At 35.5% G+C, this 24,817-nt stretch carries 21 protein-coding genes and 1 pseudogene; 1 reads left to right on the top strand and 21 read right to left on the bottom strand.

What is annotated here, in order from left to right:
* Positions 1–421: 421 nt before the first annotated feature.
* The 7 genes and pseudogenes from B1B04_RS09955 to B1B04_RS26415 form a co-directional block, all read right to left on the bottom strand.
* Entirely contained in the window at positions 422–4,117 is a 3,696-nt protein-coding gene (locus B1B04_RS09955) for a S8 family serine peptidase (RefSeq protein WP_079561315.1), read from the bottom strand.
* Between the two features lie 534 nt (positions 4,118–4,651).
* Positions 4,652–5,032, bottom strand: a pseudogene (locus B1B04_RS26560) (VOC family protein); the annotation flags it as partial.
* Between the two features lie 165 nt (positions 5,033–5,197).
* Positions 5,198–5,548 (bottom strand): YhjD family protein, encoded by a 351-nt coding sequence (locus B1B04_RS09945; RefSeq protein ID WP_079561314.1) that lies wholly within the window; start codon positions 5,546–5,548, stop codon positions 5,198–5,200.
* Positions 5,541–5,873: a YolD-like family protein gene (locus tag B1B04_RS09940; RefSeq protein ID WP_079561313.1), complete on the bottom strand. Its 333-nt coding sequence runs from the start codon at positions 5,871–5,873 to the stop codon at positions 5,541–5,543. Before B1B04_RS09940 ends, B1B04_RS09945 begins: the two co-directional genes overlap by 8 nt.
* A gap of 13 nt (positions 5,874–5,886) precedes the next feature.
* On the bottom strand, positions 5,887–7,146 hold the full coding sequence (locus tag B1B04_RS09935; protein WP_079561312.1) for a Y-family DNA polymerase: 1,260 nt from the start codon (positions 7,144–7,146) through the stop codon (positions 5,887–5,889).
* Positions 7,143–7,364: a transcriptional regulator gene (locus B1B04_RS09930; RefSeq protein WP_079561311.1), complete on the bottom strand. Its 222-nt coding sequence runs from the start codon at positions 7,362–7,364 to the stop codon at positions 7,143–7,145. The genes B1B04_RS09935 and B1B04_RS09930 overlap by 4 nt, the downstream gene beginning before the upstream one ends.
* Before the next feature lie 29 nt (positions 7,365–7,393).
* Positions 7,394–7,519 carry a hypothetical protein gene (locus tag B1B04_RS26415; protein WP_276207749.1) on the bottom strand — a complete coding sequence of 42 codons (126 nt, stop codon included), beginning with the start codon at positions 7,517–7,519 and terminating at the stop codon, positions 7,394–7,396.
* 695 nt (positions 7,520–8,214) lie between these two features.
* Here B1B04_RS26415 and B1B04_RS09925 point away from each other — a divergent pair.
* A complete protein-coding gene (locus B1B04_RS09925) occupies positions 8,215–8,799 on the top strand; it encodes a TetR/AcrR family transcriptional regulator (RefSeq protein ID WP_079561310.1) in 585 nt (194 codons plus the stop codon).
* Between the two features lie 273 nt (positions 8,800–9,072).
* Here B1B04_RS09925 and B1B04_RS09920 read toward each other — a convergent pair whose 3' ends face one another.
* From B1B04_RS09920 to B1B04_RS09860, 14 genes are all read right to left on the bottom strand, one after another.
* Complete coding sequence (locus B1B04_RS09920; RefSeq protein ID WP_079561309.1) at positions 9,073–10,455, bottom strand: alpha/beta hydrolase family protein; 1,383 nt, start codon at positions 10,453–10,455, stop codon at positions 9,073–9,075.
* Between the two features lie 51 nt (positions 10,456–10,506).
* Positions 10,507–11,547 carry a DUF418 domain-containing protein gene (locus tag B1B04_RS09915; RefSeq protein WP_079561308.1) on the bottom strand — a complete coding sequence of 347 codons (1,041 nt, stop codon included), beginning with the start codon at positions 11,545–11,547 and terminating at the stop codon, positions 10,507–10,509.
* Between the two features lie 45 nt (positions 11,548–11,592).
* Positions 11,593–11,742: a hypothetical protein gene (locus B1B04_RS25640; RefSeq protein WP_170938953.1), complete on the bottom strand. Its 150-nt coding sequence runs from the start codon at positions 11,740–11,742 to the stop codon at positions 11,593–11,595.
* A 249-nt stretch (positions 11,743–11,991) separates the two neighbouring features.
* Positions 11,992–13,221, bottom strand: a complete 1,230-nt coding sequence (locus tag B1B04_RS09910; protein ID WP_079561307.1) for an aminopeptidase — start codon at positions 13,219–13,221, stop codon at positions 11,992–11,994.
* 336 nt (positions 13,222–13,557) lie between these two features.
* A complete protein-coding gene (locus B1B04_RS09905) occupies positions 13,558–14,181 on the bottom strand; it encodes a GNAT family N-acetyltransferase (protein WP_079561306.1) in 624 nt (207 codons plus the stop codon).
* Positions 14,182–14,218: 37 nt separating this feature from the next.
* Positions 14,219–14,794 carry a TetR/AcrR family transcriptional regulator gene (locus tag B1B04_RS09900; protein ID WP_079561305.1) on the bottom strand — a complete coding sequence of 192 codons (576 nt, stop codon included), beginning with the start codon at positions 14,792–14,794 and terminating at the stop codon, positions 14,219–14,221.
* A 409-nt stretch (positions 14,795–15,203) separates the two neighbouring features.
* Positions 15,204–16,439 (bottom strand): HAMP domain-containing sensor histidine kinase, encoded by a 1,236-nt coding sequence (locus B1B04_RS09895; RefSeq protein ID WP_079561372.1) that lies wholly within the window; start codon positions 16,437–16,439, stop codon positions 15,204–15,206.
* A 3-nt stretch (positions 16,440–16,442) separates the two neighbouring features.
* Entirely contained in the window at positions 16,443–17,141 is a 699-nt protein-coding gene (locus tag B1B04_RS09890; RefSeq protein WP_079561304.1) for a response regulator transcription factor, read from the bottom strand.
* A gap of 85 nt (positions 17,142–17,226) precedes the next feature.
* Positions 17,227–19,200 carry an ABC transporter permease gene (locus tag B1B04_RS09885; RefSeq protein ID WP_079561303.1) on the bottom strand — a complete coding sequence of 658 codons (1,974 nt, stop codon included), beginning with the start codon at positions 19,198–19,200 and terminating at the stop codon, positions 17,227–17,229.
* A complete protein-coding gene (locus tag B1B04_RS09880) occupies positions 19,190–19,909 on the bottom strand; it encodes an ABC transporter ATP-binding protein (protein ID WP_079561302.1) in 720 nt (239 codons plus the stop codon). Before B1B04_RS09880 ends, B1B04_RS09885 begins: the two co-directional genes overlap by 11 nt.
* Positions 19,910–20,160: 251 nt before the next feature.
* Positions 20,161–20,343, bottom strand: a complete 183-nt coding sequence (locus B1B04_RS26690; protein ID WP_368483748.1) for a lipoprotein BA_5634 family protein — start codon at positions 20,341–20,343, stop codon at positions 20,161–20,163.
* A gap of 575 nt (positions 20,344–20,918) precedes the next feature.
* Positions 20,919–22,229: a methyl-accepting chemotaxis protein gene (locus tag B1B04_RS09870; protein WP_079561300.1), complete on the bottom strand. Its 1,311-nt coding sequence runs from the start codon at positions 22,227–22,229 to the stop codon at positions 20,919–20,921.
* 388 nt (positions 22,230–22,617) lie between these two features.
* Positions 22,618–23,481: a hypothetical protein gene (locus B1B04_RS09865; protein ID WP_240518261.1), complete on the bottom strand. Its 864-nt coding sequence runs from the start codon at positions 23,479–23,481 to the stop codon at positions 22,618–22,620.
* Positions 23,482–23,753: 272 nt separating this feature from the next.
* On the bottom strand, positions 23,754–24,785 hold the full coding sequence (locus B1B04_RS09860) for a protease inhibitor I9 family protein (protein ID WP_079561299.1): 1,032 nt from the start codon (positions 24,783–24,785) through the stop codon (positions 23,754–23,756).
* Positions 24,786–24,817 lie beyond the last annotated feature (32 nt).

Genomic DNA, 24,817 nt, shown 5'->3' with positions numbered 1-24,817 from the left:
CTGTCGAAATTAATTTAAATAAAGCAGAATCATTAAAGGTTAAAGTAAGCGGAAATATACATGATCGTAATATTGTTACATTATTAAATCCTATATTTATTGCGAATTTTTAATCTTTTTAAACATTTACATACTTATTTTTAAAAAGAGAAATCTCATGAGGTTATTTAATTACTTATAGGAAGTAAAACAATCTCAACTGTATCGATCACGGTGCCAAATTCGTTGCTAGAGACCGGGAATCACTATATGCACTTGATTAAATGTATATTAACAGAGCTTACAGGTGAAGAGTTGCTTATTAACTTTGTTAATCAAAATAACAGGACTGATTTCAATTTACCTAAGACGAACTAACCAAGCAATACTAAAAAGAGAAATTGCGCTGTGCAATTTCTCTTTTTGCTTGAACTTAAATTAATTATAACTCTTCCTCGGTAACTTCATTATTATTTTTATTACCATTTCCGTTTCCGTTTCCATTACCGTTTCCGTTGTCATTCCCTGGCTTTACAACCAACACATCAAATGTTAGTGTGTGCTCACCATACGTTACCGTAATCGTCGTATTACCTTGACCTTTTCCTTTTACGGCCCCCTCTTTTACAGTAGCTATTTTATCATTCGTTACTTCGTAGGTTGCAAGCTTTGTAACATCTTTTTCTGTTGTTTTACCATCAAAAGTAGTTACTTCAGTAATCTTAACTGGAACTTCTTTACCTATTCTAGTTTCAACCTGAGCTTGATCAATTTCTAGTGTTACTATTGGTTGTTCTATAACAGGTGCTTTAACTGTAACAACATTTAAAGTAACCTCATTATCACCGTATGAAATAGTAATTGTAGTCGTGCCCTCACCTACTGCAGTTACTAATCCATTTACTATTGTTGCAACGTTTTCATCTCCAACAACATAAGTAGCTTTTGAAGTTACGTCTTCCTCTGTTGCAGCACCTTCTGCAGGCGTTGACGTTTCTGTTACCGTAAGTTGTGCAGTTTCTCCAGCTGTTAGGTCTAGCTTAGTTGGATTTACAGAAAGCTCTACTACTGGTTCTACTACTTCTTTTTCATATATCTTTGCTTCACCAACATTCCCGGCAGCGTCTTTAATTATTACTGATACAGCATTTGTTTCTGCTGTTACTGGGAATGTGAAGCTACCGTCTTGATTTAATTCAAAGGCAACTGGCGCTTGTACTTTGCCATTTACCGTCGAAACATAGGAAGCTTTTAATTTATCATTTAAATTGTATTCTAAATCGTATAAATATAACTCTTCATTGTAGTCGATATACTTATCTGTTACTTGTCCTGTAGCGACACCTTTAGCTACTGAACCAGTAATTTCTGGTTTAGTCGTTTTCACGATAATTGGTCCAACATAATCGGAAACTACTCCTGATGCTGCAAGACCGGTGAAGTCAATTGTATACAGACCATCTGGAATCTTTGTGGCTGGCGCTGTTCCCCATGGTTTGTACTGCCCACCAATATTCAGCGTATAAGAGCCTTTTCCTAGCGCAGTACCTGCATGTAGATAACCAATGTAGCCGTCTCCGTATTCTCCACCTTCAGGATTCATAATATCCCAAAGCTCGATATAGTTAGTTGTTACATCTCCAGTTAATGTGAATGAAAGTACAGCTGAGTCTTTCACTCCATCTCCGTTAAAGGATAGGTCTGTTTCTGTAATCTTAAAATCTTTAATTGCAGTTGCTGCCGCGCCGCCAAGGTCAGCTGCGAATGGCAATGAAATTTCTGTATCTCCACCGCTAATGTAAATATACCCTAGTATTTCAGAGCCGTTTGGCGCCGTAGCTTGTGAAGCAGTTAATGTAATATTTAAAACTTGCTCACCATTTAGATTAAATGTCGGCTGATCTACTGTAACAGTTGCATCACCAAATGTTTTTGTTACATCAATTGATACGTTATAATTGCCGCCGTTCCCTTTAATATCTTTTACTAAAACTTGTTTCGTTACAGAAATATCTCGGTCTTTAAGTGATTGTGGACCGAAAGTAACTGTACCTTTCAAGTTTTCTGTAACTACACCAGTTCCATCTAAAATTGCGCTATCAAGTGCATAAGCAAGAATTTCCGGATGAGCTGCTGCATAAGGATCTACACGCCCTGCACCTTGAGAAAACACATCGTATTTTGTTTTATCTATAACCTTTGCTGTATTAGAAAGCGCTACTTTTACATCGAACGCGTTCCAATCCGGATTTGCTTGTTTAACTAATGCAGCAATACCTGCAATATGCGGTGTTGCCATAGAAGTTCCTGTTTTACGACCATATGCTTCCCCATAATCTGCATTAGGGAAATCTTTTTTATACTTTGGAATCGTTGACATAATGTTTGTTCCAGGTGCACTTACATCCGGTTTAATATCAAAGTTTGGTGTAGATGGCCCACGTGAACTTGAATCGTTTACATCATCTCCCAGTGTCTTTGTGGAAGCAAATTTACTAAAGCTTACTTTTCCGGTTCCGCCTGCTAATGCAGCGCGAATTGCAGCGCCATCCGTTTGTGACATATCAAATGTTGGCAGAAACTCAAATGAATCACCCAGGAATGTACCTGAAATGTTCGGGGCATTCGTTCCACCAGCAAAGTTATGAATAATTGTTGCGACTGCTCCTTTTGCCTTTGCATTCGCAATTTTATCAACGAATGCGATACTGCCACGAGAAATCAATGCCACTTTACCTTTCACATCAATTCCTTCAAAGTCTTTTACTTCCCCGTTTCCAGGAACAGCAACTAAGTCAAATTCTCCTTGAAGCTGTGTTGCTAAATTTTTCCCGAAAGTCGTTCCCATTAATGGAAGTTGTTTTGTTAAGTTGTAGTTGCCAACTTTAACATTCACTTCCCCGTTATACATTGCTTCTGGATTTGTTGTGTTACCAACAGCAATTCCTAAACGAGCAGTTGCAGGCGTACCTATTGTTCCACGATTTGGACCTTCGTTTCCTGTTGCAACTACTCCAATTGTTCCAGCCATCATAGCATTATTAATAGCAAATGAACCAGCATCCGTTTCAGAGTTAGCTCCCCCGCCAAGTGAAAGGTTGATAACGTCCATTTTTTCTTTTACAGCCGTTTCAATTGCTTTAACAATACCAGATGTAGCTCCACTTCCATATGCCCCAAGAACACGGTAAGCATAAAGGTCTACTTTGGGAGCAATTCCTTTAATACCGAATTCGTTAGCTCCGATTGCTGCAATTGTTCCAGCAACATGTGTACCGTGAGAAGTATAGAACGCGCTTCCCTTTTCATTAAATTCAGGTGTCCCGGCTGGACGCTCCGAAGGCAATGTTTCCGATGCATCGTTATCTGCTCGTGGCTTCGTGTAAGTTGCTGAATTCGGAATGAAGTTTTTTCCACCTTTATAAACTCCAGCAAACTCAGGATGATCCACATCAATACCAGTATCTAATACCGCTACTTTTATTCCTTGTCCTTCAAGTCCTTCCTTCCAAAGCTGTTCGATACCAAGGAAAGAATTACTTGTATTCATTTGAGCTTCTAATTGATCTTCCTTAATAAGTTCCGACGATTTCATCGTATTATCTTCTGATGCGGAAACAATTGCATCAGGTTCGATTAATGTAATTCCTTCTACTGTAAGCAGTTTCGGGAGATCATTTGCTTTCACAGTTGCTGCAAAACCGTTTAAAACAGTATCAAATGAGTATCCTTGAGTCATCTGAACATTTTTAGCAGCTAACTCTTCTTTAACTTCTGCTTGTTGTTCTTTTACATTTGAACGGACTTCATTTGCTTGGGCTTTAGAGAATTCTTCGCCTTTGACTTCGCTCATTCCTTGCTCTAGTGCCACAGGCTTTTCAGATAAATGAACGATGACTGCAACTTTTTGATTGCCTGATACATTTTGTAAGCTTTCGTGAAGAGTTGGACCATCTTTGGACAAGCTTAGCTGTTCAGCAATAGCCGCCTTTAGTTGCATTATACTTTCACTTTGACCATCCTGCTTGAATGGCTTCGATTCTTCCGCACTAGCACTCGACAATGGAACCAATAGATAAAGCACCATAACGAAAGCTAGAATACTACTTAAGAACTTCGTAAACTTAAACTTTTTCAAATCTCATTTCCCCCTTTATTTTAATTGTCACACTTTTCAGTTTAGTGTGATATTTCCAATTTATCACAAATAAACTAATACGAATATCTGAATATTTAAGTATTTTCAAATATTGGTAATTAGCACCAGTTTATTAAAGGTAGATTGAATCTATCTTCCTAGTAATTTAATAAAAAAGGCGAACTCAAATGAGAAATGACCTATAATAATTCGTTGTTTTTCCAATTAATCCTACCAAGGAAGCAGTTGTAGGTATATTCGGTGGTGTAGTTTCTTATAGAAAATTAGGAGAGCAGTAAGAGGAGTGATTGGAGGGGAATCGGAATTTGCAGCTCTTTTTTTCTTATGTATAATAGACGGTTACTGGGAGCTTTCGTTAAATAAGTAATGACAATTCTGTTGTTTGAAAAACACATAACACCGTCCACATTTGCGGACGGTGTAAAATAAAGTCGTATAATTTTTGGTACAATAGCCGAATAAGAACTCGTAGTTGTGACAATAAAGTCGTTTAAAACCAACAAATGCGCCCTTTATTGTATAAGAATTTTCTTCAAATATTGTGAAGGCTTCACCATGCTTAGTGAGTCTGGATACCATTTCGTCAATGTCTTCAACGGCGAACATGACGCGTAGATAACCGAGGGCGTTTACAGGAGCAGTCCGGTGATCTGATATAGTAGGTGGGCTGAGAAATTGCGAAAGTTCAAGTCGACTGTGACCATCTGGAGTAGCCATCATAGCAATCTCTACACACTGAGAACCCAATCCGGTTACGCGACCAGCCCATTCCCCTTCGACAGTGGCTCGCCCTTCAAGGTTCAAGCCAATCTCTTCGAAAAAAGCGATTGCATCATCAAGGGATTCTACAACGATGCCGACATTGTCCATTCTTAGTAATTTGTTTTCAGCCATAGTCTTATCTCCTTATGTGTAAAAATTTATTATCTGATCTTCTATTAAAAAGTTACAAATCCCTTCCAAACAAAAAACACCTTGTCACAGTATATTTGATCAATCTTTTTTCGAAATGGAGTGTTTTTGCGTTTGCTGATAAATAAAGGTTGAAGGAAACAGTCTTTATTCTAAAGCTACACGTATATGATTAGCCAACAACTTTTCCACCTGTGATTTAAGAGCTTGATTAGCATAACGGAGTACTACATCATTACCTGCAGTGGCAACTTGCACGTCACTAAAGTATTCATCTACTGACTGCCAACCTACTACTCGTATACGTTGCTGTGCAAGTTCTCGTTTTAGGCTAAAATATTCTTGTCTTAGATCCTTTAGCAATGAATCCATCATTGGAAGAAATACCGTTTTCATTTTAAACTGCTCTAATTTACAATAGTCAACCTGCAATGATTTAACAGCTAGCTCTAACAAAAGATACTTATGAAGTAACTGTCTTTCATCGGCTTTAATCATAATAATCAGCATCCAGTTGGGCTGATTGAATACTTTGGATTGGAATACTTTTCGTGTTAAGTAGTGTTTCAAATATGAGTTCATTAGTATTCATCGATTTAATTATTCCAGTCCATTGTGTAATTTTGTAGTCCTTCCACACTTCTAATTTTATGTCCAATTGCTGATTAAAAGCTTGATCAATTGTTTTCTGTAGTTCTTCCAGCTCCCATTCAGTCAATTCTCTCGGCTGTTCTGTGCACTCTTGTTTGTACTCTCTAAGAAGCTCCAAATGCTCCGGCAACATCATCGATGCCCATTTAATATTACCTCTGTCTTGTATCATTAATAAATCACTCCTATGCCAAATGACCACCAACTAGGCGATCTCGATTAATAGCTGTACCAGCTTTTGTGAAAGAAACTGCTCTTAATATTGATGTTGCTCCAAACCGATTGCGTATGGCATCCATAGTAGGTCCTATAATTTGACGCTGTGGTTTGCGTTCGTCAAATAAATCTAATTGGATACTATGCTCTCTTTCGAGGTTCGTTATTCGGACAGATAATTGACGAGCTGGCTCCCCTGCAAAGTGTTCATCCAGTAATTCAAGACAAGTTTTATACATCACAAGAGTTTCACTTGTTGGCACTGCAATTGTTTTAGATCTATGGAACCCTTTGGTCATGGCGTTTCGACTATAAGAAAGACCAATACTAATTGTACGACCCACATAACCTGCATTCCGCGTTCGCTTCATTACGTCCTCACACATTTCAAGGAGCACTACAGAGATTTCTTTTCGTGTATGGTAATCCCTCATCAGCATTTGTCCCTTCCCAAAACTTAAAGCTCCGTTTGTTATTAACGGCTCCCCTAATTTGGATAGATCTATTCCCCATGCATGGTAATAGAGTTGATTGCCCATTACACCAAAGCGCTTTTCTAATTCTTTTAGATCTGTATTAGCCAAACCACCAACTGTTTGTATCCCCATAGCATTTAGATTTGCTTCCATTCGTTTTCCTATGCCCCACATTTCCGATAGAGGTCTTACCGGCCATAATTTCTTTGGAATATCCTCATAAGTCCATCTAGCAAAGCCTGTTTTCTTTGCTTCAAGGTCTAAAGCTAATTTGGCTATTAACATATTTGGTCCCATACCTACTGCACTAGGTATATTAAATTGGTCAAGAATAGCCTTTTGTATTTCCTTAGCCGTTTCTTCTGGTGAACCCCAAAGCGTTTCAGTACCGGTTAAATCAACAAAACTTTCGTCTACACTATACACATGTATAGCATCAACCGGGACGTAATTAGAGATTAATTTTGTAATCGTCATCGACATTTGAATAAAGAAACTCATTTTAGGCTCAAACAATCTAATGTCAGGATGTTGAGGTATTTCATAACGCCTACTACCAGTTTTGATACTAAATTTTTCTTTCATTAAGGGAGATGCAGCAAGCACTACGCTACCTGGCTGGTCAAAATTTGCTACTACTGCAACTGGAGTTTTTAAAATATCTAGCCCATGTAACATCGCTACGATACTGGCGTAAAAGCATTTCATATCGATACACATAATAGGTCTATTGGGCATACTCTCATAATTCATACAACTTCACGTCCCCTACTAACAAAAGGAATAACGGCTAGAACGTTACTGATCAAAAAAGTACGTTTTGCATGTCTTGTAAAACAAAATGCTTGAAATGAATCACCAACAATTTTAATGACTTTCACCCGCCTTTTTGTTATGGAACCATCTTTTGCTACATACATCATGTTCACTAATTGTTTGCGCTGCATAGCTTTAATCAGTTGCTCTCTCATCGTAGTTTCCTCCTTACCTCTCGCAATTTTTAAAATTGGCTAATCACTATATCTGTACTTTCAATTTCTGCCGATGTGCCTACTAGTAAAGGATCAACTTCCATAAATTGAATCGCGCCTGGACTTTTAAACCTTTTATATCCAATTTGAACCAAGATATCTCCTACTACAGTTATTTATTATTGGGCACAATGATTTTCCCCTTTACCTATCATACGTAAGAACACCTGTTTGTATACATACTAGAACAAACGTTTGCTTTTTGGCAAGATTAAATTTTTGGAAATAAAAAAGACTAGGTACTCAAATGAGTGCTGGACTTATTCCCGTCAAGTAAATAGCTGTAAAAAATACTAAGCAGCCATATGATATCGATATTCTATCGGTGCCAGTGAGCTATCTTTGGAGGCGTTGTATCATCATTCGTTTTTTTACAACACACCAAAAATCCCTTTTAAGTTAAATGTTATTAACAGCGTACTGTAAGTTTTTTAACATTTAACTTAAAAGGGGATAATACTAGTTTAATCAAAACCAAATAGAAATTAAATCTTCTGCTATGGGACTTTCCCTTGCCTGTGGGTTACGTATATGTCTGACAGATACTCGGAGTACCAAACGGCAAAAAGAGAAAAAGCAAAAATAAATATAAGAAATTTTTTATAGAAAATACCACATATTTAGTATTCTCTATAACTTATTGCTTAACAATATTCCTGATTTTTATTTTTGTTTTACTCAAATGTTTTGTATTATAGTTAGAGGAGTATTTTTATAATAAGTTTTTGCGCCTTGTTTTTAAATACAGATAGTAAGGTTAACAATAAAAAATAAGTTAGAAGTGATATTTATGACAAAAAATAAGATTAAAGAAGTTGCTTATAAACAATTGGCTGAAAAAGGCTACGATCAGGCAACTCTTTCTAGTATTGCTAAAGAAGTTGGCATTAAAACACCATCGATATATGCTTTTTTTAAAAACAAAGAGGACCTGTTTATGGCTGTATATAAAGATCTGCTCGAAGAGTATTACCTTCACATAAAACGATCAATTACCAATTTAAAAAATGGGTCGGCTAAAGAAAAGCTCTACCAAATAGTGAAAGAACTTTGTAATTACTATTTAAGTCAACCTGAAAAAACAGCAGCATATACAAAATTAGCTTTTTACCTTCCTCCAACTTTAAATGATAAAGTGAAAAACATTTTTAATGAGATGGAAGAAATGCTTTTTGAGGTGCTTGAAACAATCTTTTCAGAAGGAATAGAGCAAGGCATAATAAAGGATCAACCGGTTGATGACTTAATAGCCTCGTTTAATTGTTTGATGGATGGACTCTTTTTGGAATTACTTTTTTATACGGAAGAAAAATTTAGAAGGCGCGCCGAGCAAGTTTGGAACATTTATTGGAATGGGATTTACAAAGAACATTGAAAAGTGTTCTTCTAATCCCATCCTCAAAAAGATAATCGATAGCAAAATTACATAATGGTAGAATTTACTCAAACTTTGAAATAGCTTTTTCAAGGTTATCTTGATTGTAGCACCATCGTACGCTACAACACTTTCTGTTGCCTTTGCAGCCTTATTCATTGTTTTCATTACACCTGTCGTAATCTCCTCTGAAAATGCGGACATTTCTTCTGAGGTCACAGAAACTTATTTGGTATGAGATACTACACCCTAAATGGATTGGACTGCATAAGGTTATCGGTTTACTTTAAAATTCACTTCCGGGTATTTGGTCTTCAGCCTTTTAAGGGTTGAGCCATCGTCCGTCTGTTTTATATACTGGTCAAAAAATGCCAGGCTGAATTCGTTGATAATGCGATGGACTTCCTTTGGATTTTCACCTGGGCTCCGCAACAGAGGGGAGAACAAATGAAAATCAGTGAAGCTTGAATGATCCGTGTGGGGAATGACCATTGACATGCCACCGCCAGCTAACCCACGTTCACTGCGAACCTTGTCTTTATAGGAATCTTCATCAGAATCTTCATTTATTTCTGCACTCATGAGCAGAAATGGTTTTCCAATCCCACTTTCAGGTAAAACTTCCCCATGCAATGTGCCATCCATATCGATGGCTGCTTTGACACGAGAGTCTTCTGCAAGTATTTGTGCTGCGGTAGCCCCACCGTAAGAGTGCCCAAACATTCCAATACGCGAGGTATCAATCTTTCCTGTAAAGAAGCCGGTCTCATCGTTTTGATTAAGCTTCTCTAACTGGTCAAGTACAAAAGTGACATCTTCTTTCCATAATTTGATGTGGCGATCGCGTTCGTTAAAATCAGTTAAATTGAAGGGCTGTACGTAAGCAGTTCGACCATCTGGAAAGACGGTAGCTGCAGCATCAAATGTATGATCGATACCTAGAACAATATATCCTTGACTAGCCAACTCCTCAACTTCAAACGTGTTTTGATTACGAAAACCATTAAACCCATGAGAGAAAAGTAATATGGGATAATGATTCTCTGAGTCTGAGAGTTGTAAATCCATAAACGAATGAGATTTTACCAAGTCCAGGTGGCTGAATGCAAATGCAGGAATGGACAATGTTTTTTCCAATCCCTTGGAGAGCTCATTTATGTTACGAATATAAGGTTCTCGATCCCCTTTGCTTTTTTCAGCTGCAGGATACCAAATTTGCACCATCAGTTCACGTCGGTCGATTGGATTTTTTGAATATGGTTCACTTCTCTGCTGATCGACCCAATGATATAGTTTCGTACCGACCATATGTGGGCCAGTTGGTTCTTCAAATGAAAATACCGGCATAAGTAAGGGTAACGTAACTGCTACAGAAATATAGATGAACAACAACAAAGACTTAACAATGAATATACTCCTGTTTCTGAACCCCTTTTTCCGATCAGCTGATAAATAGCATATAATCAAGATAACTGGGGTTAAATAGGCTGGAATCATCTGCCATCTAAAACCTTCTGCCAATAGCTGTATTATAACCATTCCAATAGCAACCAAAGATGCGAATTTAGACCACTTTTTTGTTTCCTTACCTACTAACAGTATCCAACTCAATAGACTAAAATTTACAATTATCAAAACAATTTCCCAGAAATTCATTGGCCTGTCTCCTTAGAATGCATTTTACTTCTAAATATAGTGATTAAACATCTAAACACTTTCTAAATCGTTTCTAAAAACAGATTTCTTCTTCCTATTCGGAATTTTACTCCAATATGTGAAATATCTTAATATCCATTCAACTGGTCCCATTTTAAAATACCTTAACCAAACAATACTAAAAGAAATTAAAATAGCGTGGATTATGAAGCACACAATTAATGAATTAATAGGTGTAAAACCAATTATGATACTAAACACAATTAGTAAAACACTTTGTGCAAGATAATTTGTTAAAGACATTTGTCCATAGAACTTTAATGGAGTTAATATCACTTTTGCCTTGTCCCATTGTAAAATAATAAGAAGACTGCTAGTCATCATAAAGGCAACACTATAATCTTCTAGCATTTCAAATCCTGAAGGGGGAATGTTAAATAACTCTGATAACTCTGACCCCCTTAAATAAAATGAAGATACATAAGTACAAATATTAACGATTAAAAAAATCGAAATATACTTTAATTTTCCATAGACATTTTCAAAAAATTTAAATTGCCCCATCGTAAAACCTAGCATCATAAATGAAAGCCACTTACTTATGACGGATAGTAATTCTAGCCATACTATTCTCTCACCATAATACGGTTGAGATAAAGCTGTAACTATAGATAAGGCTATTAGCGTAACCGTTACTATTAAGTTAGTCCACTTATTTCTTTTGAAAAATATTACAATAAACAGGCCAAGTACAGCATAAACCATTAAAACATCTTGAATTCCTTGCGGTGCATAAAATGTATGGATAAGTCCTAATACAAATAAAAAAGAGATTCTGCGTAAAAACAAAGGATATCTATTGTTTACTCTTTGATTGGATCGATTCATAAAAAGATAACACCCAAATCCAAATAAAAAGAATAAAATAGGGTAAAATGTCCCGTTGAATATATCATAAAATTTAGCGTGTAACTCGCTATAAGAAAAATAACCCAAAACCTGGTAACTATTCACAAGAAGTACCCCCAGCAAAGCAAATCCTCGTAAGTAATCCATAATATCTATTCGTGGATACGAATTTAGTTTATTCATTTCAATTCTCCTAAAATATATATTTATAACATTATTAATTGTGTGCTACGGATACAACCTTGCAATTTTTAATTCGCCGATAGCTTCTAAAGTATGTATCGATAATTCTAAATCTGCTAATGTTTCGTATAATTTTTCCACATAACGAACACCACGAATGTCTTTAGCAAGTTCATCAAAGCTTCTTGCATCCATAATTTATCGTGGATAACCTAGAAACTCAATTGACCGGTCATTCCCAATCAATCTCATGGTAATTAAATCACTGTAGTCTGTATCATTTCTGTTGATAAGGTGTTTGACCAGCCGCCAAGGATTCTCCAATTGACAGGTAGTTTTCAGTCTGAGCTAAAGCAGATGAAACCTAGATACCCTTCTGGTATTGCTACTAGTGAAGCTCAGGTATCGTTTCATCTGCCCCACTCCTTTCTTCCTATCAAAAACTTAAAATGCCCAGCTACCTTTACGGAAAATTGGCTCTACAGTTCCATCTGGTAAAATACCGTCGATGTCCATCTCACTGCTACCAATCATAAAGTCCTCATGTGTTACTGAAATATTTGCACCTAACGCTTCAAGCTGATCGTTTTCTAAATCTCTTCCACCCTCTAAGCAAGTTGGATAAGCTTTACCAATTGCTAAATGGTTCGATGCATTTTCATCAAACAATGTATTAAAGTATAAAATCCCCGATGCTGAAATTGGCGATCCATGTGGTACAAGTGCTACCTCACCTAAATAGCAAGAGCCTTCATCCACATTCATAAGCTCCTGTAATAAATCATGTCCTATCTGTGCTTCAGCTTTAACAATTTTTCCTTCTTCGAATGTCAGTTTAAAGCCATCGATAATATTCCCCTGATAAACTAATGGTTTTGTATTGCTGACATAACCATTTACACCTTGTTTCATCGGTAACGTATAAACTTCTTCTGTCGGCATATTAGCCATAAAGATCGTATCATCTGGCGTTTTACCACCCCCAGTAATCCATTTATGCTGTGGCGCTAAGGCAATTGTTAAATCAGTACCTGGCGCTGTATAGTGAAGCTTCTCATATTTTTTATTGTTCAGTAGGGCCGCACGAGATTCTAAATTTGTTACATGCTCACGCCAGTTTTTAACAACATTACCTTCACCGATATGAACAGTTTTAAAAATAGCCTCCCATAATGCAGGTACTTGTTCCTCAGCTGATAGGTTTGGGAACACCTTCGATGCCCACTTTGATGAAGGAACTGCTATCATCGACCAAGCTATTAAATCCTTCATTACTGCGTTGCGATTGTTGCTCAGAGCCGCCCCTGATACCTTTTGATAGGTAGCTAGACGATCGGCTGAAATACCTGTAAATTTATCAGGGTCTGCAGCATCTATCATTAATAGTGCTCCTTTACGTTCGATCAGCTCATCATTCATTTTGACTATCCATTCTGGGAAACGATTAAATTCTTCATCTGAGGCATGTTCAAAGTAAGCTCGATCCATTTCATCATCTGATAAATTAACATGAACACGTCCCGCCCCAGCCTTATAAGCTTCTTTCACAACTAAACGGGCGAAATCCAATGCATCCACTGATGTATTGACTAATAAATATTGCCCTGGTTGAATATTGACACCGACTTTTACCGCAAGTTCTGCATACGCTTGTAATTTTTCTTCAAAAGTCATATTATTTACCTCACTTTTGTCTAATTGTTTATTATTACCTTAAAGATAAACATTTTCTTTATTTAAATGAATAACTGTTCCCTTACAATTTGAAATATAATCTTACTAAATTGTAACTATAGAAGTTCCTTTAATATTTTTCCGAATCATGAAAAACTAAATCTCGAATAAATACCATGAAAATCATTTGCTTATTTGCATTAAGAGTAAGATGGTGAAGAATTTTGGTTTACCTAACTAAATTAGTTAGGTGATTGTTATTATAAATCTCACTCATTTCTTCCCGATTTCTTTCACTTAATCTTTAATCAAAGGGGTAATACGGTACAACTTTTTTTATAAACGGTTGCAAGGTTCTACATTTTTGACCATTCTGTACAACGATAACTTTGGTTTATTGATTTCACCTGTAATCTGGTAGCCTATCCTCTGATACAATTTAATGGCAAGATGGTTCTCTTTCTTTACCGTCAGCGAGCATTTGGCAAAGCCTTGCAGGCAGGCCTGTTCCTCGGCAAACTCAAGCAGCTTGGTACCTACCCCCAGTCCCCGGCTTTCGGGCAATAAAGCGATTGTTCCGATGTGAAACTCGTCATCTTCTCCCTCCTTCATGGTGATCATGGAATAAAACATTTTGATATTCAGAATATTATAAGCAACAAGGTCTAGCTTTCGGAATGAAAGCAGCTGTTTAAAAGTGGGCCATGCAAGACGATTTAAAACAGGTATGGGATAGCAAGTAATCATCCCTAAAGTTTTCCCATCCATTTGAGCTTCGTAAGCATATTGATGACTAAAGCGGTTGTTCTCCTGCTGCCATAGCGTACGAAATGTCCCTTCGATCGTGTTCTCCTCCTCAGATCCTGCAAGTGAAAACGCCATGTATTCCAATGCCATTACATTTAGCTTAGCGCTGACCATGGATCGATGATCAGCCTTTACAATTGAGATTTGATTCATTTCCTAGCACTCCTTTTCTCTTTTTATATTATTGATGTTAATTATCATCCTTAGCTTTGAAGCCATAATAAAACGTATTTAAAAAAAGCTCTGCAGCGGATTTTTTAGGCACATTACCTTCATGTACCTGTTCCCATGTATGGAAAAGTAGGGCATAAAGCGTATTCAAAATCCATTCGCTGCTAACCGTTTGCTGAAAGTAACCTCTTTGTTGCAACAGCTCAATAACGCGTCGTATGGGTTCCCTCAGCTTCTCTTCGGCTTCACCTAATTCTTTGTTGTTAAATACAGATGCATCATGACCTAGAAAATAGATTTTGTCACCTATGGGGATTAACGCTTCAATGAGTTCAGGGATATAGTTTTCGCTTCTTTCCTCATCCAGTGGAATCTGGTTTACGGTATCACTTACCAGTTGTATAGCCCGATGGCCCAAGAACAGCATCAATTTCTCTCTGCTTTCGACGTAGCGATGAAGTGTAGCAATGCCAATTCCCGCATATTCCGCAATTTCATTCATCGAAGCAGTAGGATTTTCAACAAGCAATATAGTAGCCGCATCAAGAATTGCATTAAATCTCGCTTCCTTCAACGCTGACAAGCCTTTTTCCATTGTGAATCTCTCCCTTATTTGTATAAAGTGATTATTTTTGATAGATAAATATATCATTTGATATCAATATAAACCATTTTATACAAATTATCAAGCCATTGAATGTACATTTTTCTAAAATTTTACAAAATAATGACAAACACAGATTTTACAGTAAATAAAAAATCCATTTTAATAAAGAGATTAATCAAAATGGATTCTTTTCTTTTTGAATGAACATTCCTTAAAAAGTTTGATCAATTAAATGAACCTTCTTCAACTAACCACCTGTTAGTTGAACAAAAAACTAACTCTACCGTCTACATTGCATACGTTTTTTTCAGAAATATCCTTTTCTGAAGTATCAGACAAGGTGATATGGATTCTATCAAAGGGAGCGACTCCTCGATATGATATAATTTTAAAAAATTTAGAATTTTATAAAGGTAATTGTAAACTTTGTATAAACATTTTTCTCACTTTCAACTTTAATCAAGGCATGATGCGCTTCAATAATCGCTTTAGTTAAAGCCAAGCCAATCCCAGTCGAGTCATGTTTTTTAGAAGTGCTTGCTTTGTAGAACCGATTAAAGATATTTGGTAAGTCTTCAGCAGCAATCCCTTCTCCAAAATCTTGAATTATGAGCTCTGTATAAATCGGTGTATCATTAACTTGAATTGTGATTGTATCATCAGGTTTGGAATGCTCAATCGCATTCTTTAGCAAGTTCATCAAAGCTTCTTGCATCCATAATTTATCGTGGGTAACCACTACTTCCTCCGTCCCGTCCCAGTCAATTGACAAATTCCTTTCATTGATTATATTTTCCAAACGATTCAAAACTTCATGAATGGTCTCCACCAAGTTTAAAGATTCTTTATCAAATGAAACAGCTTTGGCATCAATTTTCGCTACTTTTAACAAGTTTTGAATCAAGACATTCATTCTGGAGATTTGAATTTCATTATTTTGCAATAATTGAACTTGTTGTTGACGGGGCAAGTCTTCATTCAATAACATTTCATTATAGATTGATATAGTTGAAAGTGGCGTTTTTAATTGATGGGATATGTCTTGCAACATTTGTCCTAAAAATTCCTTCTCACCAAGTAAATCCTTCATATTTTTTCTAATTATGTCTTTCATAGAGCGGAATGAAACAGCTAATTTGGCGATTTCTCCTTCTTTATTTTCATTTATTGTAACTGAGTAATCTCCATCAATTATTTTCTTAGCAGTTGATGTAAGTTGCTTAATTTTATTGAAAATAATCTTGTATTGTATATAGTTTGCTAGAAACAGTATTAATCCGAAACAAATCATTCCCCATAATATTGTTTGATTAAAGCTAGAAATATGGTTATTTAAAAGTGGAAAAAATTTCGTTTCCAAATCTTCGTATAATCCATACTGTCTAAAGATTTCTCTCCCTTTCTCCTGATACTCACTTGAATCAGAAGAATTACTTGTTAAAACTTTCATAATTTCTGCTTCATTCTCAGGATTTTGTTCAATCAATTTGGCGGATATTTCTCCCCAGGCTGTAATAGAATCCATTTTTAAATGATTGTAAAATATTTGATGTGAAATTAACTGATAAACCATAAATAGAGAAAATAAAACCACCAGTATTATCATATAACCTTTCAATTCGGTATTTTTCATCATCTATTCTCGGTTCACATCCTTATCCCAATGATATCCTAATCCTCTTTTAGTAATGATAAACTGAGGATTTTTGGGGTCATCTTCAATTTTTTCTCTTAAACGCATTATGTATACAGATAACGTATTTTCACCAAAAAAAACATCATCTTCTTCTGTTATTTTCAGTAGGATTTCATCTCTTTCTAATATTTTGTGAGCGTTTTTCATAAAAGTTAACAAAAGCTTATATTCTAAGCTTGTTAATGAAACAATTCCTTGATTTTTATATACCTTTACTTGGTTCATATCCACTTTTATATTTTCAGATATTAAAATCATTGAGATTTCTTCCACCCTAGCTTGTTTGCGTAATTGCACTCTTACTCTCGACATAAGTTCTCTAACTCGAAAAGGTTTTGTTATATAATCATCTCCGCCTATATCTAGCCCCATTACCACATTTGCTTCTTCATCAAGAGCCGTTAAAAAAATAATAGCTGTTGCATTATTTTGGTTTTTGAAGTGTAAGCATAAATCATAACCATTTCCATCTGGAAGGTTGATATCTAAAATAGCCAAGTCAAAAGTATTATCATTAAATTGGCTTTTCGCTTCTTTTACACTAGTGGCTCTAATCACCTCATACCTTTCATTTCTTAATGAAAATTCAATGGCTAGACCGAGCGCTTCATCGTCTTCTACAAGTAGTATTTTATTCAAATATATCTTCTCCTTCCTCTCACTCCATATTAACATTTACCACCAAATCAGAATAACCTGACTATAAGTAGCCAGGTCATAGGTATTACTCTTCTTTTATCATATCTATAATATTATCCTGTTGGACTCTTCTCAGCGGTAGCAGAACAGATAAATAACTGATTAACAAAGCTGCAGCAAACGTAATGATACAAGCATTATAGGGAATCGACCATTCAACATGAAAGTGACCCGATGCAGCCGTGTATATAACATATGAAAGTATACAACCGTAAAAAATACCTTGCAAGCTTCCAGAAAAACCGTAAATCAATGCTTCATAAATAATCATTTTTTTCAAATCTCTTTGGGACATGCCTATGGATTTTAATGCAGCCAGCTCTTTCCGTCTAATCATGATACTTATAGTAATTGTATTAAGTATATTTAAACTGCCAATTAAAGAAACGACCACAATAAAAGCATATACAAGAACTTTGATGGTGAGAGCTTCTTCATTTTTGGCTTTATTCTCTTCAAAGTTATTGACCACTGCAATATCGTGTTTTTTTCCAATAGTCTTCTGGATGTCTTCAACAGTCGCGATAGATTGATTTGTATCCTTCAATTCAATCTTAATACTTAAGTCTTGTTCGGAAACCTCGGATACATTTTTAATCAACTTTAATTGTTCTAAAACTTCCAGATTTTCAGAAGAAACATTATTTTCTGCTTGTAAATAGATTGTAAGATCCGATTCGGACGGATCGTTCACAAGTTTGGATGATAATGCGATGTTCATTAAAGATGAAAAAGTAATAAACAATACACTACTTATAATGATTGATAAAATAGTAACGACATAACGATTTTTATTTCTTTTTACATTTTTAATGGCCATACTTAATGGGAACGAAAAAGGCTTTCTTAGCACTTTATTATTTTGTTTTTTGATTCTCTCTTTTTTTATTGACAATCTACTGCTAATTGCCAACAATGGTGATATTCTTCCTGCGAAAAAGGCGGGGTAGTAACTGGACACTAATACAGCTATCAGAGTAAGAATCGAACTAGTAAATACTATCTTCCAATCAATATTGAAAAAGGAATATGAGCCTTTGTCTAATAAAATCCAGAAAAAAGCTTGGAGAATAGCAAGCGCCAATAAGCTGCATACAATCCCAATTGGTATGGCTATGAAAGCAAGAACCGCAGCTTCTTTCATGACAATTTGTCGAATTTGTTTTCGTGTAGCACCGATGCTTCTCAACAAGCCGAACTGCTTCATTCGCTCTACGATACTGATTTGAAAAGCGTTATAAATAACAACAATTGTCGTAATTACAACAATGCTAACTACAACTACTAGAATAGCCAAAATCGATTGATCCGATTCCGGTTTCAAAGCTCGAATCAAATCAGTATTAATAGCAATGTTATTGTCTTCAGTAATTGAGTTTAATTCGTCTAAAACCTCATTAAAATCTGCCTTCTCGTTAATTTCTATTAATATCCTTCCCTCTCCAATAGCAAACTCGCTTTTATACGTTAATAATCTCCCCTGTTTATTTTTTTGTGTAAACTCGCTATTATTTAGTAAACCGACCAGTTTATATGATTGTCCATCCAGTTCAAATGAATCACCTAATCGGAGATCTTTTTTTATAGAAGGAATTAACCAGGAATCGATAGCGGCTTCATGAGCATTGGTTGGTAATTTTCCATCCAGAAGACTGTAGGTTAGAAAGTTTAAGGCGTGATGATCCGCGAAATTAATTTGCGCAGAAACCTCTCCAAGTGGAAAGATGTCCCCTTCAGACATTAAACCAAACGATTCAACTTGGGGATTAAATCTGATTTTATTTAATATTTCTTCATCGTAATCTGAAATACCAACATGAAAAGAAACACCGTTTAATTTCTTCATGTTCTCAATTCGAGCGAGTTGAGATCCTTTCATATATAGACCAATAGTTGAAATTAACGCTACAGAGAGTACGATTCCAACCAAGGTCAAAATTGTTCGTTTCATATTCCCTTTTAAATACTTAGTACCTAGTTGCTTATAACTATTGATCAAAATCATTCCCTCCGGTCAGTGACTCTTTCGCAGTCAGTCGTTGGTCAGAAATGATTTCACCATCTTGTATAGTGATAATCCGATCCGAAGCTGATGCTATCGTTAGATCATGAGTAATCATTACAATGGTTTGATTGTATTTCTTTGCAGTGAATCTAAATAAATCCATCACTTCTTTCGTATTTCGAGTATCTAGATTACCTGTAGGCTCATCAGCAAGTATCAAATGCGGACGATTAATAAGCGCCCTGCCGATTGAAACCCGTTGCTGTTGCCCTCCAGATAGTTCGGAAGGTAAGTGATCCTTACGTTCTTGAAGCCCCAGGATATTAATGATTTCATTTAAATACTCCATATCTATAGATTCACTATCCAATAACGTAGGTAAAGCAATATTTTCTTGGACATTTAATACCGGTAGCAAATTAAAGAATTGAAAAATGAACCCGACTTTTCTTCTTCTGAATACTGACAGCTCATTATCTGAATATTTATAAATATCATTATCCCCAATGAATACCTTCCCAGAACTAGGGTGGTCCAAACCACCTAAAATATGAAGTAGAGTACTTTTACCAGAACCAGAAGCACCGACGATTGAGACAAACTCGCCTTGCTGAATAGAAAGATTAATTCCTTTTAATGCATCTACCCTGTTATTGCCTTCCCCATAACTTTTCACTATATTCTCCATGCGTACAACTTCCATATGACCCATCCTTTCATCATTAAAACTCAATCTTTTATGTAAGTTTTGTCATTTAGAATAACAAAATCCAAAGCCATATATCCGACCCATATTTGATTCTTAATATAACTTACAAGTATCATTTGTCCATTCAAATCTATCTGGCTATCTATCAAATCATAATCACTTATAGAATAGAACAAATTTAGTGAACCAGGTAAATCTTTAATTTCATTAACAGGGTCTGAAATGGTAGACACACTGTCTGGTTCTTATCTTGCTCTAATAATTCCTTTCTTAACTACTTGTTCAGCAGTAGTTTTGTTAATAACCATATACTCACGTTCTGATTCACCTTTTTTTGTTACGATGAACTTCGCTTTGTAATCATCAGTTTGTTTGGTTTTATTTTTATATCCCTGCTTAACTTTATTTACATCTTCTTCTGTACTGATAACTAAAATTCCATTGGCCGGTTGTGGTGGTCCTTGAATATAACGTTTTACTCCGAATCCTATACCTATAAAAATAGCGATAACTAAAATAAACTTATAATTTTTTTCATTTTCTTTCTCCTTTTTACTAGATGTCTAAATTATAGACTAGATATTCTTTATATTTGAATAACTGTTATCTAACTATTTATTCTCTATTCTTACTCAATTGTAAGAATAGATACTTTTCCATATGTTAGGAAATGGCAATTTACTTCTAAAATAATAGTATGATACATTGCGTTGTTTGGAGAAGCATCGCTCGACTCCTGCGGGAAAGCGAGACAGACGAGACCCCGCACGAAGCGAAGCGTAGGAGGAGGCTCATCGCCCGTCCGCGGAAAGCGAGCGGAATGCTTCGGAAAACAACAGTAGAATCACAGTGCCAAATGAAAAAAGCGAGGTATTCAACGATTAAATCGTTGAATACCTCGCAATGTGAGAGGATATGGACTTTTTCAGTGCCCTTGAATCTAGCATTCAGTTTTTTTAAATATCATTTAATATGTATTTTCGAAGCAATACTATACCTACCTTTAGTTATGTTTAATTTTAAACCTACTGATTTCGTCAATTATGTCACTTGACATTTTATCTAATACACTTGCATAACTAGCTATTTCTTCATTAGAAGCTGTTTGTTGCTCGATCGATAATGCAATAATTTGTAAGCTTGAAGATGTATCCTCTGCAACTTCAGCAATTTCAACAATTGCTTCATTGGTTTTATTTGCTTGTTTATTTACATTTAGCACAATACTTTTGACTTCATCTGTAGCAACGCTAATTTGATAAATATACTCTACAATGTCTTTAAATGCTTCACCTGATTGTTCTACTACTTCTCTACCTTCATCAACAAATTGCGAACCATTATTAATCGATTTAACAGCACTAGATGTTTTGCTTAGAATGTCATCAATTAATATTTTGATATCATACGTAGCCTTCCCTGCTTCTTCTGCTAATTTTCTAACCCTATCAGCTACCACTGCAAAACCTTTTCCTGCTTCACCAGCTTGAGCTGCTTCAATAGAAGCATTTATTGCTAGTAAGTTTGTTTGATAAGTAATACGTGTTATAAGCTCTAAAATCGTTCTAATTTCTTGTGATTTTTCCCCTAAAGCATTGACAACATCCGTTGATTCTTTTACAGAAGCGTTAATTGTGTTCATTTTATCAATTGATAGTTCAATTAATGACAACCCTAAATCAGCTTTTAAATTAGTCTCACCCGCTACATCTGAAACTGCTTGTACTGCATGTGATACATTTCTCATTTCTTCATTAATAGCTTGAAACGATTCTGATAAAATCAGCGTTTTATTCACCTGAACATCTGATCCAGATACGATTCCCTTATTGAAATTGGCTATTTTCTCAACTGAGGAACTATTTTGATCAGCAATTGATGTAAACTCCTCTGTATAAGACGATACTTTCAAAGAAGCTTTCTTCGCCTTTTGAATCACTGTTTCTATGTTATCAATCATATTATTAAAATAATAGGATAACTGTCCAATTTCATCTTTAGATTTATCCTCAAGGCGTATCGTTAGGTCACCTTTAGCAGCAAATGTCATCGCATTTAATACCTTGTCAATTCGCTTAATAACTATAAATCGTGTACATAAAGAAATAATGAATGTTCCAATAAATAAGGATACAAAAGTATTGATGGTAACTTCAAGACTACCATTGATTTTATCTACTTTATCAATTTGATCATTAATAAAATTTGAGATATGAGAACTGATATATAAACTGATAGCTACAGCTAAAATCATTTTAAAAATTAGACTTTTTCTAAATTTAATCGTACCTTTTTTAGTTTCATCTGTATTCATTTATTTACTCCAATCTTATGTATGCTTACGTCGTACTGCCCCTTACATACATATTCGTTACTGTATAATAAACTACTTCATATTTACATATGTTGGATTATCTTGTGTTGTAGCATACTTTCTGATGTTGCAAAATCCCAACTTGGTTCTGCAATACCCACTCCTGTAATGGCACTAGGAATTTAAATCATTTTCCCTGCAACTTCACCTATTAGCAAAAATGGTGTACTGAAACTATTTATAAGTTGTTCTATTTCATAGGCAATACCAAATAAGCTTTTTACATAAAATGCGCCTGTGTCGATTCAACCACAGGCGCTTTATCGTAGCATCATTACCTAACTAATTTAGTTAGATTAAGTGGGTTATAGCATTCTATTAAGATTCGTTAATGGTAAAAAGCTATGGCAATTTCAAGAGCTTTAAGTGGCTCTTTGATTGAATCAAGCGTATAGACCAGTTTTTCGTCCTGCCAAACAATTGAATTCCCTGATTCATAAACATCTAAGCGCGCAAAACCATTTTGTTTTGGAATTGGGAGCATATGTGTTTCTAGAAATTGGACTGCCTGTTTTGCAAGTTTTACACCTGCTTCTGAATTGACTGTTCGTGTATGTGTCGCAATTGCCCATCTACCCTCATTCCAACCAGTCCATAAAGAACCAGCTCCTGCATCCTGATAACCTTTAATTTTATAGCCAAGATCAACCTCTTGACCACCATTTTGACTGAAGTTCATAAAAGCAATTTGCTCATTTGCTTCTTTAGCATTCTGATATTGCTTTACTACCAGCCTTGCAATAGCAGTAGCTGACTGTGAATTTTTAAGCTTCGGATCATTGATTGGCAAATACTTTTTACTTTCAAAAAATAGTATTTCAACTTGGTTAGCTTCAGCCTTCGTTGTTGCAGTTAAAAATGTACCTTCTGTTATCGGTAGCCCTTTTGGTAAAGTTATAGATAAATTAGCTTTAAGCTGGTTCTTAATATTTTTTAGTACACCCGCCTGTGTAAGAGATGCTTCTGTGTTTCCCTTATTTGTTTTGGACGGTTCCTGATTTTCGTTTGATTGATGCTCTTCTTGTGACTTGTTTGGCACGTTAGATTCTTGTTCCTCTTGCGGCTTGCTCGGCACGTTAGATTCTTGCGCCTCTTGTGGCTTGCTCGGCACATTGGGTTTTTCTTCTTTATCAGAGCATGCACTTATTATACTGAAACTTAAAAGCATGGAGATAAAAAGTACTTTTTTCATGGCATTGGCCCCCTAATTTTTTTCTTCCTGTCCTTAATCAACTGAAACTTTTTGTTATTTAATCTCATTAATTCATTTCATCAAATCATTAAACTTTTGACCGAGTATAACGTATTCCTTATTCTTTGCCTTTAGAAAACCAAACTTATTTAAGCCTTAAACGAAGAACAGCTTTGTCATCAACTAAACCACAAAATACTGACGTTGTTACTACCACTAATGGAATTAGAGTTCTTTAATGTGAAAGGTTACTTGTTTCTTTTCAGGTTAATCTATTCTTTCACTTCTTTTAGGGTTACTTTAATACGAGGATAATAGATACTCGTAACACCTTCAAACGCAGAATCTGTGCCAATAAATAACCACAGTTCTCCTTTTTTATCAGTTTCAACAATAAACGGGCGTTGTTTATTATTAAAAGGCTTTAACTCATACTTCTTATCTATTGTCGTCTTTGCCAAGTCACCAATCATAAATGCATCTTTACCTTCTTCTTTTTGATTCCCTTTATCAATATTCATCAAATAAAATCCCGTGTTATCTAAAACTGGGATTGGTTCCGTATTGGTTGCACCAATTTTCACATATACACTTTCACCAGGCGATCCACCTACGCCTATTTTATCTCCAGCATTAGTGGCAATATCGAAATCAAACGTCACACTATATTTTGTATTTGGTTTTAATCGATCATTTGTATCCAATTTCTTCTTAACAAACATAAATAAATCGTCACTTCCATTATATCCACTTAAGTAAAGACCTTTTTGTTTATTGTTTATCTCTTTAGGTAGTGACTTAAGAGAAAATCGGAGCTTATAACGAAGTTTATCTTTATATGGATAGTCAGAAAATCCACCGATCCATCCATCTTTATCCTTGCTAAAAGTTGATTCAACAATGATATCATCGTAATTCGTTACTACCTGGTCTAAATCAATAAGTGTGACAAACGCATTTTTGTTTAACAATAAAATTTGCTCTTTGGTTAAATCTCCAGCAAAACCACTAATAACGCTATCATAAGTATATCTTCTTGAAAATTCACCAATTTCCTTTTCAAGTTTCGCATAGTCTTCTTTGTCGAGCATTTTATTAAAACTAACAATTACTGAGAATACATCCGATGTCGAAGCTCTCTCAATCTTTCGAGTTAGTTCTTCTGATATTTTATAAGGGAGAATATTTACATCGTGTACATTACTGTGTGCTGCTAATGCCGGTTTAGTCAAATTTAATCCTGAAACTGATCCGCAAAATACTAACATTGTTGCTACTACTAATGAGATTTTTTTACTACTCATTTATTTACCTCCTAAAATTCGATTCAGTTAAT

Source organism: Lysinibacillus sp. KCTC 33748, assembly GCF_002237755.1.
In the GTDB taxonomy this organism is placed as follows: domain Bacteria; phylum Bacillota; class Bacilli; order Bacillales_A; family Planococcaceae; genus Lysinibacillus.
The sequence above is the reverse complement of the archived record's forward strand: the minus strand, read 5'-3'. Positions and strand labels throughout refer to the sequence as shown.

Bases quoted from the DNA above. Each gene is read 5' to 3' on its own strand.
- B1B04_RS09945 (WP_079561314.1), bottom strand. From the start codon at position 5,548: ATGATTAAAGCCGATGAAAGACAGTTACTTCATAAGTATCTTTTGTTA.
- B1B04_RS09940 (WP_079561313.1), bottom strand. From the start codon at position 5,873: ATGATACAAGACAGAGGTAATATTAAATGGGCATCGATGATGTTGCCG.
- B1B04_RS09935 (WP_079561312.1), bottom strand. From the start codon at position 7,146: ATGAATTATGAGAGTATGCCCAATAGACCTATTATGTGTATCGATATG.
- B1B04_RS09930 (WP_079561311.1), bottom strand. From the start codon at position 7,364: ATGAGAGAGCAACTGATTAAAGCTATGCAGCGCAAACAATTAGTGAAC.
- B1B04_RS09925 (WP_079561310.1), top strand. From the start codon at position 8,215: ATGACAAAAAATAAGATTAAAGAAGTTGCTTATAAACAATTGGCTGAA.
- B1B04_RS09920 (WP_079561309.1), bottom strand. From the start codon at position 10,455: ATGAATTTCTGGGAAATTGTTTTGATAATTGTAAATTTTAGTCTATTG.
- B1B04_RS09915 (WP_079561308.1), bottom strand. From the start codon at position 11,547: ATGAATAAACTAAATTCGTATCCACGAATAGATATTATGGATTACTTA.
- B1B04_RS25640 (WP_170938953.1), bottom strand. From the start codon at position 11,742: ATGGATGCAAGAAGCTTTGATGAACTTGCTAAAGACATTCGTGGTGTT.
- B1B04_RS09910 (WP_079561307.1), bottom strand. From the start codon at position 13,221: ATGACTTTTGAAGAAAAATTACAAGCGTATGCAGAACTTGCGGTAAAA.
- B1B04_RS09905 (WP_079561306.1), bottom strand. From the start codon at position 14,181: ATGAATCAAATCTCAATTGTAAAGGCTGATCATCGATCCATGGTCAGC.
- B1B04_RS09900 (WP_079561305.1), bottom strand. From the start codon at position 14,794: ATGGAAAAAGGCTTGTCAGCGTTGAAGGAAGCGAGATTTAATGCAATT.
- B1B04_RS09895 (WP_079561372.1), bottom strand. From the start codon at position 16,439: ATGAAAAATACCGAATTGAAAGGTTATATGATAATACTGGTGGTTTTA.
- B1B04_RS09880 (WP_079561302.1), bottom strand. From the start codon at position 19,909: ATGGAAGTTGTACGCATGGAGAATATAGTGAAAAGTTATGGGGAAGGC.
- B1B04_RS09870 (WP_079561300.1), bottom strand. From the start codon at position 22,229: ATGAATACAGATGAAACTAAAAAAGGTACGATTAAATTTAGAAAAAGT.
- B1B04_RS09865 (WP_240518261.1), bottom strand. From the start codon at position 23,481: ATGAAAAAAGTACTTTTTATCTCCATGCTTTTAAGTTTCAGTATAATA.
- B1B04_RS09860 (WP_079561299.1), bottom strand. From the start codon at position 24,785: ATGAGTAGTAAAAAAATCTCATTAGTAGTAGCAACAATGTTAGTATTT.